The 15,647-nt window shown below is 73.9% G+C and carries 15 protein-coding genes and 1 riboswitch; of the genes, 8 read left to right on the forward strand and 7 right to left on the reverse strand.

The window, feature by feature from the left end; translation table 11 throughout:
* The first annotated feature begins 393 nt into the window (after window positions 1-393).
* The gene (locus ACZ4Z1_RS25145; RefSeq protein WP_468488873.1) at window positions 394-1,014 is read left to right on the forward strand and encodes a DUF4126 domain-containing protein; all 621 of its coding nucleotides are present in this window, start codon (window positions 394-396) and stop codon (window positions 1,012-1,014) included.
* A 76-nt stretch (window positions 1,015-1,090) separates the two neighbouring features.
* Window positions 1,091-2,641, forward strand: coding sequence for a phytoene desaturase family protein (locus tag ACZ4Z1_RS25150; protein WP_468488874.1), 1,551 nt, complete (start codon window positions 1,091-1,093; stop codon window positions 2,639-2,641).
* A gap of 162 nt (window positions 2,642-2,803) precedes the next feature.
* Here the strand turns inward: ACZ4Z1_RS25150 and ACZ4Z1_RS25155 are convergent, their stop codons facing one another.
* The 5 genes from ACZ4Z1_RS25155 to ACZ4Z1_RS25175 form a co-directional block, all read right to left on the reverse strand.
* A complete protein-coding gene (locus ACZ4Z1_RS25155; RefSeq protein WP_468488875.1) occupies window positions 2,804-3,868 on the reverse strand; it encodes a hypothetical protein in 1,065 nt (354 codons plus the stop codon).
* 52 nt (window positions 3,869-3,920) lie between these two features.
* Window positions 3,921-4,838: a methylenetetrahydrofolate reductase [NAD(P)H] gene (metF, locus tag ACZ4Z1_RS25160; protein ID WP_468488876.1), complete on the reverse strand. Its 918-nt coding sequence runs from the start codon at window positions 4,836-4,838 to the stop codon at window positions 3,921-3,923.
* A gap of 250 nt (window positions 4,839-5,088) precedes the next feature.
* Window positions 5,089-5,739, reverse strand: coding sequence for a thiamine phosphate synthase (thiE, locus tag ACZ4Z1_RS25165; RefSeq protein ID WP_468488877.1), 651 nt, complete (start codon window positions 5,737-5,739; stop codon window positions 5,089-5,091).
* 336 nt (window positions 5,740-6,075) lie between these two features.
* On the reverse strand, window positions 6,076-6,441 hold the full coding sequence (locus ACZ4Z1_RS25170) for an Rv2175c family DNA-binding protein (RefSeq protein WP_073761961.1): 366 nt from the start codon (window positions 6,439-6,441) through the stop codon (window positions 6,076-6,078).
* 190 nt (window positions 6,442-6,631) lie between these two features.
* Window positions 6,632-7,915, reverse strand: coding sequence for an NAD(P)/FAD-dependent oxidoreductase (locus ACZ4Z1_RS25175; protein WP_468488878.1), 1,284 nt, complete (start codon window positions 7,913-7,915; stop codon window positions 6,632-6,634).
* A 149-nt stretch (window positions 7,916-8,064) separates the two neighbouring features.
* A riboswitch (TPP riboswitch) is annotated at window positions 8,065-8,180 on the forward strand.
* A gap of 111 nt (window positions 8,181-8,291) precedes the next feature.
* On the opposite strand from ACZ4Z1_RS25175, the gene thiO reads away from it, so the two are divergent.
* The 5 genes from thiO (at window position 8,292) to ACZ4Z1_RS25200 (ending at window position 13,872) form a co-directional block, all read left to right on the forward strand.
* Entirely contained in the window at window positions 8,292-9,536 is a 1,245-nt protein-coding gene (gene thiO / locus ACZ4Z1_RS25180) for a glycine oxidase ThiO (protein ID WP_468488879.1), read from the forward strand.
* The gene (gene thiS, locus ACZ4Z1_RS25185; RefSeq protein ID WP_468488880.1) at window positions 9,533-9,751 is read left to right on the forward strand and encodes a sulfur carrier protein ThiS; all 219 of its coding nucleotides are present in this window, start codon (window positions 9,533-9,535) and stop codon (window positions 9,749-9,751) included. Before thiO ends, thiS begins: the two co-directional genes overlap by 4 nt.
* 10 nt (window positions 9,752-9,761) lie before the next feature.
* On the forward strand, window positions 9,762-10,556 hold the full coding sequence (locus ACZ4Z1_RS25190) for a thiazole synthase (protein ID WP_468488881.1): 795 nt from the start codon (window positions 9,762-9,764) through the stop codon (window positions 10,554-10,556).
* 240 nt (window positions 10,557-10,796) lie between these two features.
* Window positions 10,797-12,794: a Stk1 family PASTA domain-containing Ser/Thr kinase gene (gene pknB, locus ACZ4Z1_RS25195; RefSeq protein ID WP_468488882.1), complete on the forward strand. Its 1,998-nt coding sequence runs from the start codon at window positions 10,797-10,799 to the stop codon at window positions 12,792-12,794.
* A 154-nt stretch (window positions 12,795-12,948) separates the two neighbouring features.
* Window positions 12,949-13,872, forward strand: a complete 924-nt coding sequence (locus ACZ4Z1_RS25200) for a deoxyribonuclease IV (protein ID WP_468489030.1) — start codon at window positions 12,949-12,951, stop codon at window positions 13,870-13,872.
* Between the two features lie 14 nt (window positions 13,873-13,886).
* Here the strand turns inward: ACZ4Z1_RS25200 and ACZ4Z1_RS25205 are convergent, their stop codons facing one another.
* Window positions 13,887-14,510, reverse strand: coding sequence for a sulfite oxidase-like oxidoreductase (locus ACZ4Z1_RS25205; protein ID WP_468488883.1), 624 nt, complete (start codon window positions 14,508-14,510; stop codon window positions 13,887-13,889).
* A 155-nt stretch (window positions 14,511-14,665) separates the two neighbouring features.
* Between ACZ4Z1_RS25205 and bfr the strand changes: the two genes are divergently transcribed.
* On the forward strand, window positions 14,666-15,145 hold the full coding sequence (gene bfr, locus ACZ4Z1_RS25210; RefSeq protein ID WP_468488884.1) for a bacterioferritin: 480 nt from the start codon (window positions 14,666-14,668) through the stop codon (window positions 15,143-15,145).
* A 104-nt stretch (window positions 15,146-15,249) separates the two neighbouring features.
* Here the strand turns inward: bfr and ACZ4Z1_RS25215 are convergent, their stop codons facing one another.
* Entirely contained in the window at window positions 15,250-15,561 is a 312-nt protein-coding gene (locus ACZ4Z1_RS25215) for a (2Fe-2S)-binding protein (protein WP_468488885.1), read from the reverse strand.
* Window positions 15,562-15,647: the final 86 nt, after the last annotated feature.

Here is a 15,647-nt window from a genome sequence, read left to right on the forward strand (position 1 = left end):
GGCTCTCCGGCGTGTTCTAGCGGTGTCGCGCGTGTCGTCCCCCCCCCCCCCCCCCCCCCCCCCCCCCCCCCGCTGTCCGTACCAGGCGCGCTGCCCCGGACCGGATCGTTCCCCCGGCGATCCGTCCAGGACAGCGCCTCCCCCGTGGGGCCCCGTACCCCCGTGCTTTCCCCCGTGGAGCCCCCTTGCTTCCCCCGTGCTCCCCCGTCACGTCCGGGCTGCCGTGCCGTTCCGCCGCCCCGTGTCGGCGGTGCCGGCCCGGCGTCCCTTCCGTGCTGCACACTCTTCCGTCCGCGCAGGTCGCGGCCCATCCGCGTACCTACTCATCTCGGCGGCTGAGTACGCGTACTCAAACCTGAGCACCGGCGCGCAGCGGCTGGTTACGATCTGTGCGTGTCGGTACTCCCTCTCGTCTTCACCAGCGGCTGGGCCAGCGGAATCAACGCCTATGCCGTCGTGCTGCTCCTCGGTGTGCTCGGAGCCACCGGAGCCGCCGACGAGGTGCCCGCCTCGTTGCAGCGCACCGATGTGCTGATCGTCGCGGGGCTGCTCTTCCTGTGCGAGGCGGTCGCCGACAAGATCCCGTACGTGGACTCGGTCTGGGACGCCGTGCACACGGTGATCCGTCCGGTGTCCGGCGGGGTCGTGGCGGCGCTGCTGGCGGGCCACGACGGGTCGCTGCCGCAGCTGGCGGCGGGCGCGGTGGGCGGTACCAGCGCGCTGGTCAGCCACCTGGTCAAGGCGGGTACGCGGATGGCGGTGAACACCTCGCCCGAGCCCGCCAGCAACTTCGTGCTGAGCACCCTGGAGGACCTCGGGGTCGCGGGCATCGTCGTCTTCGCGGTGTTCCATCCGGTGGCCGCGGCGGTCATCGCCGGTGTGCTGCTGGTCGCGGGGATCGTGCTGGTGGCGTTCCTGTGGTCGCGGGTGCGGCGCTTCCTGAGGCGCAGGCGGCAGCGGCGGGAGGAGCGGCACCTGGCGGCGGCGCGCGGGGACCGGACGCCGACGGCCTGAGCCCGGAAGGGCTGATCGCAGGGCCGGGAGCCGGGCGGCAGCGGCGTTGTCAGTGGTGCCGGATAAAGTCGCAGGCATGGCACGGATTGCGGTGATCGGCGCCGGGATGGGCGCGATGGCGGCCGCCGCCCGGCTGGCCGTCGCGGGCCACCGGGTGGCGGTGTACGAACGTGAGGCGACGTACGGCGGCGCGGTGCGCCGTTTCGAGCGTGCGGGGTTCGGCTTCGACACGGGCCCCGGGCTGCTGCATCTGCCCGCGGTCTACCGCGACCTGTTCGTCAAGACCGGCCGCGAGCCGCTGGAGAGCGTCGTCGAGCTGTCCCAGGTCGACCCGGCCGCCCGCCATGTCTTCGCCGACGGCACGGCCGTCGCCCTGCCCAACGCGTCGCGGGCCGGTGTCCTCGCCGCGCTGGACGGCGCGCTGGGCGCGGGCGCGGGTGAGCGCTGGAGCGCGTTCCTGGGCCGCGCCCGCGACGCCTGGGACCGTACGCGCCGGCCGCTGCTGGAGGAGCCGCTGTGGCCCGACTGGCAGGTGCTCGGGCGCGAGCCGTATCCGGCGCTGCCCCGGCGCGGGCTGTTCGGGCGCCGCAAGCCGGTGGCGGACGCCTCCCTCGCCGAGGTCGCCGCGCACGAGCTGAAGGACCCCCGGCTGACCGCCCTCCTGGAGAGCTACGCCCTGGCGTACGGTTTCGACCCGCGCACCGCTCCCGCGAGCGCCGCCGTCCTGCCGTACATGGAGCAGACTTTCGGAAGTTGGTATCCGCGCGGCGGCATCCGGGCGCTGGCCGACGCGCTGTACGAGCGCTGCCTGGCGCGCAAGGTGGGGTTCACCTTCGGCGCCGAGGTGACGCGCATCGTCGAGGCGGACGGCCGGGCGGCGGGCGTGGAGCTGCGCGACGGCGGGTGCGTCGAGGCGGACACGGTCGTCGCGGGCGTGACTCCCGGCCGGCTGACGGCGCTGCTGAAGGGCGCGGAGCCGTGGGGCACGGACGACGTACGGCCCGACACCGAGGCGCACCGCCGGACACCGGGACGGTTCACGGTCGCCCTCGCCCTGCGCGGCCCCCGCCCGGCGGACGCGGCGCACCGCACGGTGGTCCACGCGGCCGACCGGGCGGCGGAGTTGGCCACGCTCTTCGGGGCGGGCCCGGGTGCGCTGTGCGACCGGCCGACGGTGACGGTGCTGCGCCCGGACGACCCGGCGTCGCGGCCCGACGACGGCCACGAGGCCGTGACGCTGAGCGCCGCGGTCGCGCCGTACGGAGACCTGGCCCTGCCGCCCGGCGCGGCGCACGACGAGGTCCCCGGGCCCGGTGAGGAGACGGCCGCGCAGGCGGCGGCCGCCGACCGGCTGGTGGCGGCCGCCGAGGCGGCGGTACCGGGGCTGCGGGAGCGGGTGCTGTGGCGCGCCGTGCTGCCGCCCGCCGAAGGTGCGTCGGTGCCGGGCCCGGCGCTGGCCGGTGCCGGCGGCCGCTTCCTGCGCCCCGCCAACCGCACCCGCATACCGGGGCTCTACGCGGTCGGCGGCTGGACGCACCCGGGCGGCGGGCTGGCGCACGCCGGGATGTCGGGCGCCCTCGTCGCGGGCCTGATCGTCAACGGGGACGACTGGCGCGGCTCCGAGTGAGCCGACGGCTCTTGCGGGTCCGCCGGTTCGGCAGTGCTTCCCCGGACCGGCGCGTTCAACAGTGCTCCCCCGGGGCCGGCCCGTTCAAGTGACGCTCGCCCGGGTCCGCCCGTTCAGTGGTGCCCCCGGCTCGCCCGTCGAGTGGCGCCCCGGCCCGCCCGTTCAGTAGCGGTAGTGCTGCCCGTCGTAGCCCTGGTTCTGCGGGGGCTGGTAGGGCGGGTACGGCTGGTCGGCGTCGGGTTCGTTGCCGCGCTGCTGGGGGACCCACACGCCGCCGGGCGGAGTGTCGCCGTAGGAGGGCTGCGGGCCCTGCGACGGGTCCTGCACGCCGGTGTACTGCTGCGCCGGGTAGCCCTGGGTGCCCCCGAAGGCGTCGGGCTGGTCGTACGGGTCGTACTGCCCGGCGTACTGCTGCGGCCCGGCGTACGGGTCGGCGTAAGGCGCCTGCCCGCCCTGGCCTTGGCCGCCCTGGCCCGGGTCCGCGCCGTAAGCGCTGTAGTGGTCGGAATAAGCGTCCTGCCCGCTCTGGGCGGCGGCGCCGTAACCACCGTCGTATCCGTAGGAGTCCTGCCCGTACGTGCCGTATCCGTCGTACGCGGCGTAACCGGGCTGCTGCGAGCGCGCGTCGGAGCTGTATATGCCGTACTGGCCGGTCTCATCGGGGATCGGCTGCGGGGCGTACACCTCGTTCGAGTCCCCACCCCCGTAACCGTCCTGAGAACTCTGGGAGCCCTGGGAGCCGCCGTCCTCGAAGGCCGGGAAGCCGTCCTGCTGAGCGAAGGGGTCCGTGCCGTCGTACACGGCCGTACCGGCCGCCGGCGTGCCGCCGTCCGCTGCCCCGCTGCCCGCGCCCTGCGCGGCCGGGACCGCCTCCACACCGGAGACCCGGAGGGTCGGCCCGGCGGCCGCGGCCCTGCCGCCGCCCCGGGCCCGGCGCCGCCGGCTGTCGCCACGCTTGCCGCCGTCGCCCCGCTTGCCGCGCAGCGCCCAGCCTTCGGAGAAGCCGCTGCGGAAGGAGAGCGTGACGTAGGTCTGCCCCACGGCGAAGGCGATGGCGCCCGCCGCTATGACGATCACCGACGGGATGACGACACCGACGACCACTCCGAGGAAGCCGGTGAAGGCCAGCAGCCGCCACCGCAGCCGGGCCTTGTACTGGAGCAGCACTTCGCCGAGGAGCCAGAGCGCGACACAGCCGAATGCGATGTAGAGGACCACCCAGCCCATGTACGCCCCTCTTCCGCCGCCCCACAGGCCGCCGTGGTGCGGCAAACCGCCGTCAGGACTGCTGGTGCAGACCCAGATTCTCGTAGATTTCCAGCGTCGCCGTGGAGTGGTTCAGGGTAATGAAGTGCAACCCGGGACTTCCCTCGGCCATCAAGCGCGCACACAGCTCCGTCGCATACTCGATGCCAATGGAGCGTACAGCCGCCGGGTCGTCCTTGACGGCGAGGATGCGCTCGGCCAGCTCGGGCGGGAAGGCGGCATTGCTGAGCTGCGCGAACCGTTCGATCTGACGGACGTTGGTGACCGGCATGATCTCCGGGATGATGGGCGTCTCGCAACCCGCCGCCGCGACCCGGTCGCGCAGCCGGAAATAGTCCTCGGCGTAGAAGAACATCTGGGTGATCGCGAAGTCCGCGCCGGCCCGGCACTTGTCGACGAAGTGCCGTACGTCGGTGTCCCAGTCCGTGGAGCGCGGGTGCATCTCCGGGAAGGCCGCCACGCCGACACAGAAGTCGCCCGACTCCTTGATGAGCCGGACCAGTTCGGCGGCGTACAGGACGCCTTCGGGGTGACGGACCCAGTCGCCCATCGGGTCGCCGGGCGGGTCGCCGCGCAGCGCGAGCATGTTGCGGATGCCGGCGTCGGCGTACTGCCCGATGATGTTGCGCAGGTCGGCCAGGGAGTGGTTGACGGCGGTCAGGTGGGCGACCGGGGTGAGAGTGGTGTCGGTGGCGATCCGCTCGGTCGCGCGCACCGTGCCCTCGCGGGAGGTGCCGCCCGCTCCGTACGTCACGGAGACGAAGGTCGGCGCGACCGCCTCGATCCGGCGAATGGCGTTCCACAACGTCCGCTCGCCCTTCTCCGTCTTCGGGGCGGCGAACTCGAACGAATACGACTGCTTGCCGGAAGCGAGCAGGTCACGCACGGTCCGTGCGCGATCAGTCCTGGTGGAAGCTGTGCCTAGGGCCATACGTGCAGATTATCCACCGGCTCCGCGCACACCAACCGGCTCCGGTGAAATGCCCGGATAGCCGCGTTCCGGTCCACGCCTTGGACACCGCCCGGCCACCTCGCGTCCAGACGACCTGCGGCGAAGCGGTCCGGACGGCCTCGCGGAGGCTGCCGTACGGCCTCCTCGGAACCGGCGTATGGCCCGGACGGCCCGTACGGAGCCTTCGGGACCGCAGTACGCCCCGCCCACCCGACCGTGAGCGCCCGCCTCACTCCCCGTAGGCGCGCACCCGCTTCGCCAGGCCGGCGGCCGCAGCCCCCGGGTCCTCGGCCTCGGTGATCGCCCGGACGACGACCACCCGGCGGGCGCCCGCCTGAAGCACCTGGTCCAGGTTGGCCGCGTCGATCCCGCCGATCGCGAACCAGGGGCGCTCGGGCTGCCGCGCGGCGGCGTAACGGACCAGGCCGAGACCGGGGGCGTGGCGGCCGGGCTTGGTCGGGGTGGGCCAGCAGGGGCCCGTGCAGAAGTAGTCCACGCCGGGCTCGGCCAGCGCGGCGTCCACCTCCGCCTCGGCGTGGGTGGACCGGCCGATCAGCACGTCGTCGCCGAGCACGGCGCGGGCGGCGGGCACCGGCAGGTCGCCCTGGCCCAGGTGCAGCACGTCGGAGCCGATGGCGTGGGCGACGTCGGCGCGGTCGTTGACCGCGAGCAGCTTGCCGTGCCGGCGGCAGGCGTCCGCGAAGACCTCCAGGTGGGCCAGTTCCTCGGCCGCCTCCATGCCCTTGTCGCGCAGCTGCACGACGTCCACACCCGACGCGAGCACCGCGTCCAGGAACTGCGCGAGGTCGCCCTGGCGCTTGCGGGCGTCCGTGCACAGGTAGAGCCGGGCGTCGGACAGGGCGTGGCGTGCGGTGGTCATCGGGCGGGTCCCCCCCAGGTCTGCGGCGTACGGGCCGGACCTTCCGGCCCGTACGCCAGTGGTACGAAGACGGTCGCGGCCGCGGGTGCGGGCGCGACGGCGATACGGCTGCGGACGTGCGCGCGTACGGACGCGCGCCCGCGCCCGCGGCCGGTTCGGGCGCCTAGGGCCTGTCTCTCGGATGGCGCCGTCCGCCGGAGGCGGTGCCCGCGGCGTCCGGCGCGGTGCATCGCAAGGCGGAGGACCATCCTCGTAGTGGGCTACTCGGATGGTCCGACAACGCAGCGAGGTGCCGTGCCAGGCGTCGCGGGCAAGGCGGGATCTGAGAGACAGGCCCTAGACGGCTAGCGCCTGCGCCCGGCGCTTCACCTCCGTACCGCGGTTCTCACGCAGGGCCTGGGCGGGGGTGCCGGGCAGGGTCTCGTCGGCGGTGAAGAGCCACTCCAGCATCTCCTCGTCGACGAAGCCGTCGTCCCGCAGGAGCGTGAGCGTCCCGACGAGGCCCTTGACGACCTTGCCGTCCTTGATGAAGTCGGCCGGCACATGCAGGGCACGGTTCTCGCCGCGGCGCACCGCGATCAGCTGGCCCTCCTTCACCAGCTGCCGCACACGCGTCACCTCGACGCCGATCATCTCGGCGATGTCGGGGAGGGTGAGCCAGGCGGGGACGAGTCCATCGATCTTTGCGTCAATCTCGGTCACGGGACAAGCCTGCCACCTCGCACTGACAGCCGGTAGCGGGGCATCCCCATCGGCGCAGCCCACGGCACCCGAACGCACCGCCGTCCGCACCGCTCCACCGGACCGTGGACGCGGCCCCGGACCGCACCCGGGACGGCCCCCGGACCGCCTCAGGCCCGCCCCAGATCACCCAGGCCCGCCTCAGAACGCCTCAGACCGCAGCCGACTTCAGCGGTACGGACGCGTCCGCCGCAAGCCGCCGGTCCAGCACCGCGCCCCGCTCGATCAGCTTGCGCCCCTGGGCCAGGTCGCGCGGCCGGCCGACCGCCAGCAGCGCGACGAGCACGCCCTCGCGCAGCCAGATCACCGACCAGGCCGCGCTCTCCGGGTCGCCGCGCCACACCGTCTCGTCGGCGCCGGCGTGGTGCCCGGCGTACTGCACGAAGCGGCCGAACTGCTCGGACCAGAAGTACGGGACCGGGTCGTAGACCGGTCCCTCCGCCGCGCCGCGCACGATGGTGGCGGCGACCGTGCGCGGCCCGTGCAGGGCGTTGTCCCAGTGGTGGACCAGCAGGCGGCTGCCGTAGCGGGCGGACGGGAAGGAGACGCAGTCGCCGACCGCGTACACGTCGGGCAGCGAGGTGCGCAGCCGCTCGTCGGCCAGGACGGAGCGGTCCCCGGGCGACAGCTCGATGCCGGAGCCGGCCAGCCAGGAGGTCGCGGGCCGGGCGCCGATCCCTACGACGACCGCGTCGGCGGTGAGCGTCGTGCCGTCGGTGAGCGTCACCGCGCCCTCGGTGACGGTGGCGACCCGGGCACCGGTCCGCAGCCGGGCGCCGCTGTCCTCATACCAGGCGGCCATGGGAGCGGCGACCTCGGCGGGCAGCGCGCCGGCCAGCGGCCGGCCGGCCGCCTCGACGACCGTCACCCGGCAGCCCGCCTCGCGCGCCGCGGTGGTGAACTCCGCGCCGATCCAGCCCGCGCCGACGACCACGACCTCGCGCTGCCCGGTCAGTACGGACCGCAGCCTCTCGGCGTCGTCGAGGGTGCGCAGGACGTGCACGTCCGGCAGTCCGTCGCAGCCGGGCAGGGTGACCGGCTCGGCGCCGGTGGCGATCACCAGGTGGTCGTACGGCAGCGGCCCGGCGTCGGTCTCCAGCACCCGCGAGGCGGCCGCGAGCCCTATGGCGCGCCGGCCCAGGAGCAGGTCGATGCCGAGTGCCTGGAAGTCCACGTCGAAGGTGGACCCGTCGGCCTTGCCGAGCAGGACGGCCTTGGACAGCGGCGGGCGGTCGTAGGGCCGGTGCGGCTCGTCGCCGAGCACCGTGATCCCGCCGCGCCAGCCCTGTTCGCGCAGGGCGACGGCGGTCTGCACGCCGGCCAGGCCGGCGCCGACGACGACGGCGCGCCGGGCCCGTTCGGCGGCCCGCTCGGCGGCGGGTTCGCGGTCCTGGCGCGCGCGGTCAGGGTCCTGGGACTGGGTCTGGTCGCTCACCCGATCACTGTAAGACGGCGTGTCTCGCGACCCGCAGCACTGCGCAACGAGATCTATGACACAACGTCACGGTCCGTCACCCGCCGACGCCGTCCCCCGCGCCCCGCGCTCCCTTACGGGGCGTCGGCGGCCCGTACTAGGGTTGCCGGTGAACGCACACGCGGGAGCCCGGACGCGACCGGGCTGAGAGGGAGGCTGACGCGGCCTCCGACCGTACGAACCTGATCCGGGTCATGCCGGCGAAGGGAGGGGCTGGACGCCCATGCATCCACCTGCACAGACATCCGTACCGTCAGCAGCTCAGCCACCCGTACGGACCTCGGTACCGTCGTCTCCGCAGCCGCCCGCGACGGACGCCCCCGGAGGCAGCCCGGACGTGCTCGTCATCGGCGGCGGCATCATCGGTCTGGTCACCGCCTGGCGGGCGGCCCGGCGCGGGCTGCGTACCGCCGTCGCCGACCCGGCGCCCGGCGGCGGCGCCGCCCAGGTCGCGGCGGGGATGCTGGCCGCCGTCACCGAGCTGCACTACGGCGAGCAGACGCTGCTCGGCCTCAACCTCGCCTCCGCGCGCCGTTACCCGGAGTTCGCCGCCGAACTGACGGAAGCGAGCGGCCTGGACCTCGGGTACCGCCGGTGCGGCACCCTGGCCGTCGCGCTGGACGCCGACGACCGCGCCCACCTGCGCGACCTGCACGCCCTCCAGCTCCGCAGCGGCCTGGAGTCCGAGTGGCTGACCGGGCGCGAATGCCGGCGCCTGGAGCCGATGCTCGCGCCCGGCGTGCGCGGCGGGCTGCGGGTGGACGGGGACCACCAGGTCGACCCGCGCCGGCTGGCCGCCGCGCTGCTCGCCGCCTGCGAGCGGGCCGGGGTCGCCTTCCACCGTGCCGCCGCCGAGCGGCTGACCGTCGAGCGGGGCCGCGCCACCGGCGCCGAGCTGGACGGCGGCGTCCGGATCGCGGCCGGACAGGTCGTCCTCGCGGCGGGCAGCCGGAGCGGGCGGCTGGCGGGCGTCCCGGAGGACGTGCTGCCGCCGGTGCGCCCGGTCAAGGGCCAGGTGCTGCGGCTGCGGATGCCGGACGGCCTGCCCGGCGGCGTACCGTTTCTGTCCCGCACCGTACGGGCCGTGGTGCGCGGCGGCCCGCTCTACCTCGTGCCGCGCGAGAACGGCGAGCTGGTCGTCGGCGCCACCAGCGAGGAACTGGGCTGGGACACCACGGTCACCGCGGGCGGCGTGTACGAACTGCTGCGGGACGCCCACGAACTGGTCCCCGGCATCACCGAACTGCCCCTGGTCGAGACCCGCGCCGGACTGCGTCCCGGCTCGCCCGACAACGCGCCGCTGCTCGGCCCGACCGCGCTGCCCGGCCTGCTGGTGGCGACCGGCCACCACCGCAACGGGGTACTGCTGACGCCCGTCACGGGCGACGTGATGGCGGCGGCGCTGGCCGGCGGCCCGCTGCCGGAGGAGGCCCGGCCCTTCACCCCGGACCGCTTCACGCCGGACGGCTCCGCACCGGGCGGCTCCGCACCGAAACCGCCCGGCGGCCCCGCCCGGCCGTCCGACACCCCGCCACCGACCGGCTCCGCCCCCTCCCCCGCCCCCCAGGAGCAGCCCGTATGACCGTCACCACGCCCATCACCGTCTCCGTGAACGGCGAGCCCCGCGAGATCCCCGGCGGGCTCACCCTGGACCGGCTCGTCGCCGGCCTGACCACGGCGCCCGCCGGCGTGGCCGCCGCCGTCAACGAGGCCGTGGTGCCGCGCGGCCAGTGGCCCGCCACCGCGCTCGGCGACGGCGACCGCGTCGAGGTCCTCACCGCAGTCCAGGGAGGCTGATCCGTACGTCATGGCCGACGATCTCCTCACCATCGCCGACACCACCTTCGACTCCCGCCTGATCATGGGTACGGGCGGGGCACCCAGCCTCGACGTCCTGGAGCGGGCGCTGCTCGCCTCCGGTACGGAGCTGACGACGGTCGCCATGCGCCGCCTGGACCCGACCGTGCAGGGCTCGGTGCTGTCCGTACTGGAGCGGCACGGCATCCGGGTGCTGCCCAACACCGCGGGCTGTTTCACCGCGGGCGAGGCGGTCCTCACCGCCCGGCTGGCCCGGGAGGCGCTGGGCACCGACTGGGTCAAGCTGGAGGTGGTCGCGGACGAGCGCACGCTGCTGCCCGACCCCGTCGAGCTGCTGGACGCCGCCGAGACCCTGGTGGACGACGGTTTCACCGTCCTGCCGTACACCAACGACGACCCGGTGCTGGCCCGCAAGCTGGAGGACGTGGGCTGCGCCGCGATCATGCCGCTGGGCTCCCCCATCGGTTCGGGGCTGGGCATCCGCAACCCGCACAACTTCCAGCTGATCACCGAGCGGGCCGGGGTCCCGGTGATCCTGGACGCGGGCGCCGGCACCGCCTCCGACGCCGCCCTGGCCATGGAGCTGGGCTGCGCCGCGGTGATGCTGGCGTCGGCGGTGACCCGCGCGCAGGAGCCCGTGCTGATGGCGGAGGCGATGCGGCACGCGGTCGAGGGCGGCCGGCTGGCGTTCCGGGCGGGCCGCATCCCGCGCCGCCACTACGCGGAAGCCTCCTCGCCCACGGAGGGTGTCGCCGCACTGGACCCGGAGCGCCCGGCCTTCTGAGGCGCGGCGGCCTGGCGAGGCTCAGCGGTCTGACGAAGCCCTGAGGCCTCCGGGGCACGACAGCCTCCTCACTCCCCGGCGGGCGGCGTCCCGAAAGGGCCGTCGCCCGCCCCGCGAAAAGGGCATCCCGCACATCCCGGCCCGCCGGTGGACCGGCCCTGTCACTGTTCGGATGCAATGGCCCTGGGTTCACGGGCGGGGCGTCCGGCACCGCCGCGGCGGCTCGTAGACTCGTCTGCCGTGGATACGACCCTTCAGGACCCCCTGGTCGGGCAGCTGCTCGACGGCCGCTACCAGGTGCAGGCGCGCGTCGCCGCCGGCGGCATGGCCACGGTCTACCGGGCCTTGGACACCCGGCTGGACCGGGTGCTCGCCCTGAAGGTGATGCACCCGTCGCTGGCGGCCGACGCCGCGTTCGTCGACCGCTTCATCCGCGAGGCCAAGTCCGCCGCCCGGCTCGACCACCCCAACGTGGTGGGCATGTACGACCAGGGCGCCGACGGCACGTACGTGTACCTGGCCATGGAGTACGTCGCCGGGTGCACGCTGCGCGACGTCCTGCGGGAGCGCGGCGCCCTGCAGCCGCGGGCCGCGCTGGACATCGCGGAGCCGATCCTGGCCGCGCTGGGCGCCGCCCACCGGGCCGGGCTGGTGCACCGCGACATGAAGCCGGAGAACGTCCTGATCGGCGACGACGGCCGGGTCAAGGTCGCCGACTTCGGCCTCGTACGGACGGTGGGCACGAACACCACCGCTTCGACCGGCTCGGTCCTGGGCACGGTCTCCTACCTGGCGCCCGAGCGCATCGAAGACAGTACGGACGGTACGGCCGGCCCGCCCGCCGACGTGTACGCCTGCGGCGTGGTGCTGTTCGAGATGCTGACCGGCGGCAAGCCGCACTCCGGCGGCAGCGCGGCCCAGGTGCTCTACCAGCACCTGCACGAGGACGTACCGGCCCCTTCCACGTACGCGCCCGAGCTGGCGCCGCAACTGGACGACCTGGTCGCCGCGGCCACCGCGCGCCGCCCCGAGCTGCGCCCGCAGGACGCGGTGACGCTGCTCGCGCAGACGCGCACGGTACGGGCCGAGCTGACCGACGCGCAGCTCGACGCGGTACCGCCGCGGGCCAACGAGGCGCCGCAGGGCGGCACGGGGGCGGGCTCCGAGGACCGTACGAGCGTGCTGCCGCGGGTCGCCGTGCAGCCGCCGCTGCCGCTGGAGGAGCCGCTGCACCACACCAGCAGGCTGGAGGCCCCGCCGCCGGACCCGGCGTCGGCGGCCGAGCGGACCACCCGGCTGCGCCCGGCGGCCGCCGCCCCGCGGTCCGGGGCGTGGGCGGGGCTGCTGCGGGCCCGGCGCAAGACGGTCTCGGTGGTCGCCGCCGTGCTGCTCGTGCTGGTGGTCGGCGCGGGCGTCTGGTACATCAACTCCGGGCAGTTCACCACCGTCCCGGCCGTACTGGACATGACCCAGGCGAAGGCGGAGCAGACGCTGCGCGCCGAGGGCCTGGAGGTGAGGGTCGAGCGCGACTTCAGCCCGAACGTGGAGCGCGGCCACGTCATGGCCACCGAACCGGAGAACGGCAAGCGCATCCGCGGTACGGGCACGGTCACCATCACCCTGTCCAAGGGCCCCGAGATCGTCCAGGTGCCCGACCTGGCGGGCACCCCGGTCGCCGACGCCAAGCGCAGGCTGCGCGACCTGGGGCTGACCGTCGGCACGGTGCACAAGGAGTTCTCCGACGAGGTCGCCAAGGGGTCGGTGATCAGCACCGACCCGGCGGCGGGCAGCAAGCGCCGCCCGGAGACCGCCGTCGCGCTGACGGTCAGCCGCGGGGCCGAGGTCGACGTACCGGACGTGACCGGCCGGGACCGGGCGGACGCGGAGGCGACGCTGCGCGGCGCGGGCTTCGAGGTGAAGATCGCGGACAGGACGGTGCACTCCCCGCAGGACAAGGGCAAGGTCGCCCGGCAGTCGCCGGGGCAGGGCGGCAAGCTGGGCCGGGGTGACACCGTGACGCTCACGCTCTCCGAGGGCCCCGAGATGGTCACCGTGCCGGACGTGACGGGCAAGAACGCCGCCGACGCGAAGCGGGCGCTGTCCGACGCGGGCTTCGAGGTCGAGGTCAAGAAGCCGTTCCTGTTCCCGAAGGACAAGGTGGAGAGCCAGTCGGTGGCAGGCGGTGAGCAGGCGGCGAAGGGCAGCAGGGTCACGATCCGGCTGGAGAGCGTGCTGTGAGCCACGGGGGGCGCGCCGGACGCCGCCCCGGCCCAGCTGTGCTTCGCGCCTCCCGGGTCCGCTGTGCTCCACGCCCCCGGGTCCGCTGTGAGCAAGGACGCCCGCCCGCACGCCGGACCGGGCGCCCCGCACCTGGCACCCTTGACGGGTGAGCATCTCCCCTTCTCCGCAGGACTCCCCGCACGTCTCTCCGCAGGACCTTTCGCAGGCCGCCCGTGAGCGCAACCCGGTCGGCGGCCACGTACCGGTGGCCGGCGGCCTGGCCAAGGTCGGCATCCCGTACGCCCGGGACATCGGCGGCGAGGCCGTGCAGGTCTTCGTCGCCAACCCGCGCGGCTGGGCGACGCCGCCCGGCACTCCGCAGCAGGACGAGGCGTTCCGGGAGGCGTGCGAGCGGGAGTCCCTCCCGGCGTACGTGCACGCCCCCTACCTGATCAACTTCGGCTCGCACACCGCGGAGACCGTCGAGAAGTCCGTCGTCTCGCTGCGCCACTCGCTGCTGCGCGGCCGGGCGATCGGCGCGCGGGGCGTGGTGGTGCACACCGGTTCGGCGACCGGCGGGCGGCCCCGCGCCGAGGCCCTGGCGCAGGTACGCGAACGGGTGCGCCCGTTGCTGGAGGAGCTGACGCACGACGACGACCCGTGGCTGCTGCTGGAGCCGACGGCGGGCCAGGGCGCCTCACTGTGCGCGCTGGCGGAGGATCTGGGCCCGTACTTCGACGCGCTGGACCGGCACCCGAAGCTGGGCGTCTGTCTGGACACCTGCCACGCCTTCGCGGCCGGGCACGACATGGCGGCGCCCGGCGGGATGAAGGCGCTGCTGGACGAGCTGGTCGACACCGTGGGCGAGGGCCGGCTGCAACTGATCCACGCCAACGACTCCAAGGACGTCGTCGGCGCCCACAAGGACCGCCACGAGAACATCGGCACCGGCCACATCGGCGCCGAACCGTTCGGCGAGCTGTTCCGCCACCCGGCCACCCTGGGCGTACCGCTGGTGATCGAGACCCCGGGCGGCAAGGAGGGCCACGCGGCGGACGTGGCGCGCCTGAAGGAGCTGCGGAGCCCGGCCGTCTGAGGCGGCCCGGTGCGCTACAGCTCCGGCCCGTCCCCCGGTTCCTCCTGGTAGGAGTAGCGCTGTTCGCGCCAGGGGTCGCCGAGGTTGTGGTAGCCGCGTTCTTCCCAGAAGCCGCGGCGGTCCGCTGTCATGTACTCGATGCCGCGCACCCATTTGGGGCCTTTCCAGGCGTACAGGTGCGGGACGATCAGGCGGACCGGGAAGCCGTGCTCGGCGGTGAGCAGTTCGCCGGAGCGGTGGGTGGCGAACAGGGACTTGGCGTCGGCGAAGTCGGCGAGCTTGAGGTTCGAGCTGAACCCGTATTCGGCCCAGACCATCACATGGGTGACATCCGGGGCCGGCGGCGCGAGGTCGAGGATCGTGCGGGTGGAGATTCCGCCCCATTCGGCGCCGAGCATGCTGAACTTCGTGACGCAGTGCATGTCGGCCACGACGGTCGTATGGGGCAGCGCGGAGAATTCCTCGTGCGTCCAGCAGCGCTTGTCGCCGTCCGCGGTGGCCCCGAAAGCGCGGAACTCCCAGCGTTCGGGCCGGAACTTCGGCACCGGGCCGTAGTGCGTGACCGGCCATCCCCGTTGCAGTCGCTGCCCCGGAGGCAGCTGAGGATGCTCCGCTTCGCGGCTTTCGGGCTGACCCATGGTCTCCATGGTGTCAGACCACCAGGGGTGCCGGTGACCAGGGCGACAGCGATTCGGGCAACTCGTACTAAGCGTGCACTTACTGGACGCCCAGCTCACGACGGTGCAAGGATGCGCGGCACCTGCCAGTACTCGCGTGGAAGGAGCCCGCTGCCATGCAGGGCGACCCCGAGGTCATCGAATTCCTCAACGAGCAGCTGACCGCCGAGCTGACCGCCATCAACCAGTACTTCCTGCACGCGAAGATGCAGGAGAACTTCGGCTGGACGAAGCTGGCCAAGTACACCCGGGCCGAGTCGTTCGACGAGATGAAGCACGCGGAAACCCTCACGGACCGCATCCTCTTCCTCGACGGCCTGCCCAATTACCAGCGGCTCTTCCACGTCCGGGTGGGCCAGACCGTCACCGAGATGTTCCAGGCGGACCGGCAGATCGAGGTGGAGGCCATCGACCGCCTCAAGCGGGGTGTCGAGGTGATGCGGACCAAGGGGGACATCACCTCGGCCAACATCTTCGAGAGCATCCTGGCCGACGAGGAGCACCACATCGACTACCTGGACACGCAGCTGGACCTGATCGAGAAGCTCGGTGAGCCGCTGTACCTCGCCCAGGTGATCGAGCAGCCGGACAGCTGAGGCGATCCGCTCCAGGGAATCGTTCCGTCACTCCGGCGAACCGTTCCCTCAGCGGGCCCGTACGGACCGGGACACCGGACCGGCACGCCGTGTCCGGGGTCGCTTCAGGCTGCTTCCGGCAGGGCTCCGGGGACCGTGTCCGGCACCGCGTGGGGCGCGACGCCGTACGGGCCGGGCGTCGCGGCGGCGGTCCCGTCGGGCGCCTCGGCGCCGAGCGGTTCGGGCGCGCCCTGGTCGATCAGTTCGCGCCGGGGGCACGCGCCCCGGCCGAGCAGCGCCTGGATACGGCGGACGCAGCCGCCGCAGTCGGTGCCGGCCTTGCAGGCGGAGGCGATCTGGCGCGGGGTGCAGGCACCGGACTCCGCGTGGTCACGGACCTGCTGCTCCGTGATGCCGAAGCATGAGCAGACGTACACGCGGGTCACCTCCGTCGACCTGTTCCGCGGTGAGGTTACCCTTACCTTACCCGGGACGAAAGTCCGGTAACAACGGCGATGGGGCG

Source organism: Streptomyces sp. NPDC030165 (assembly GCF_055573595.1).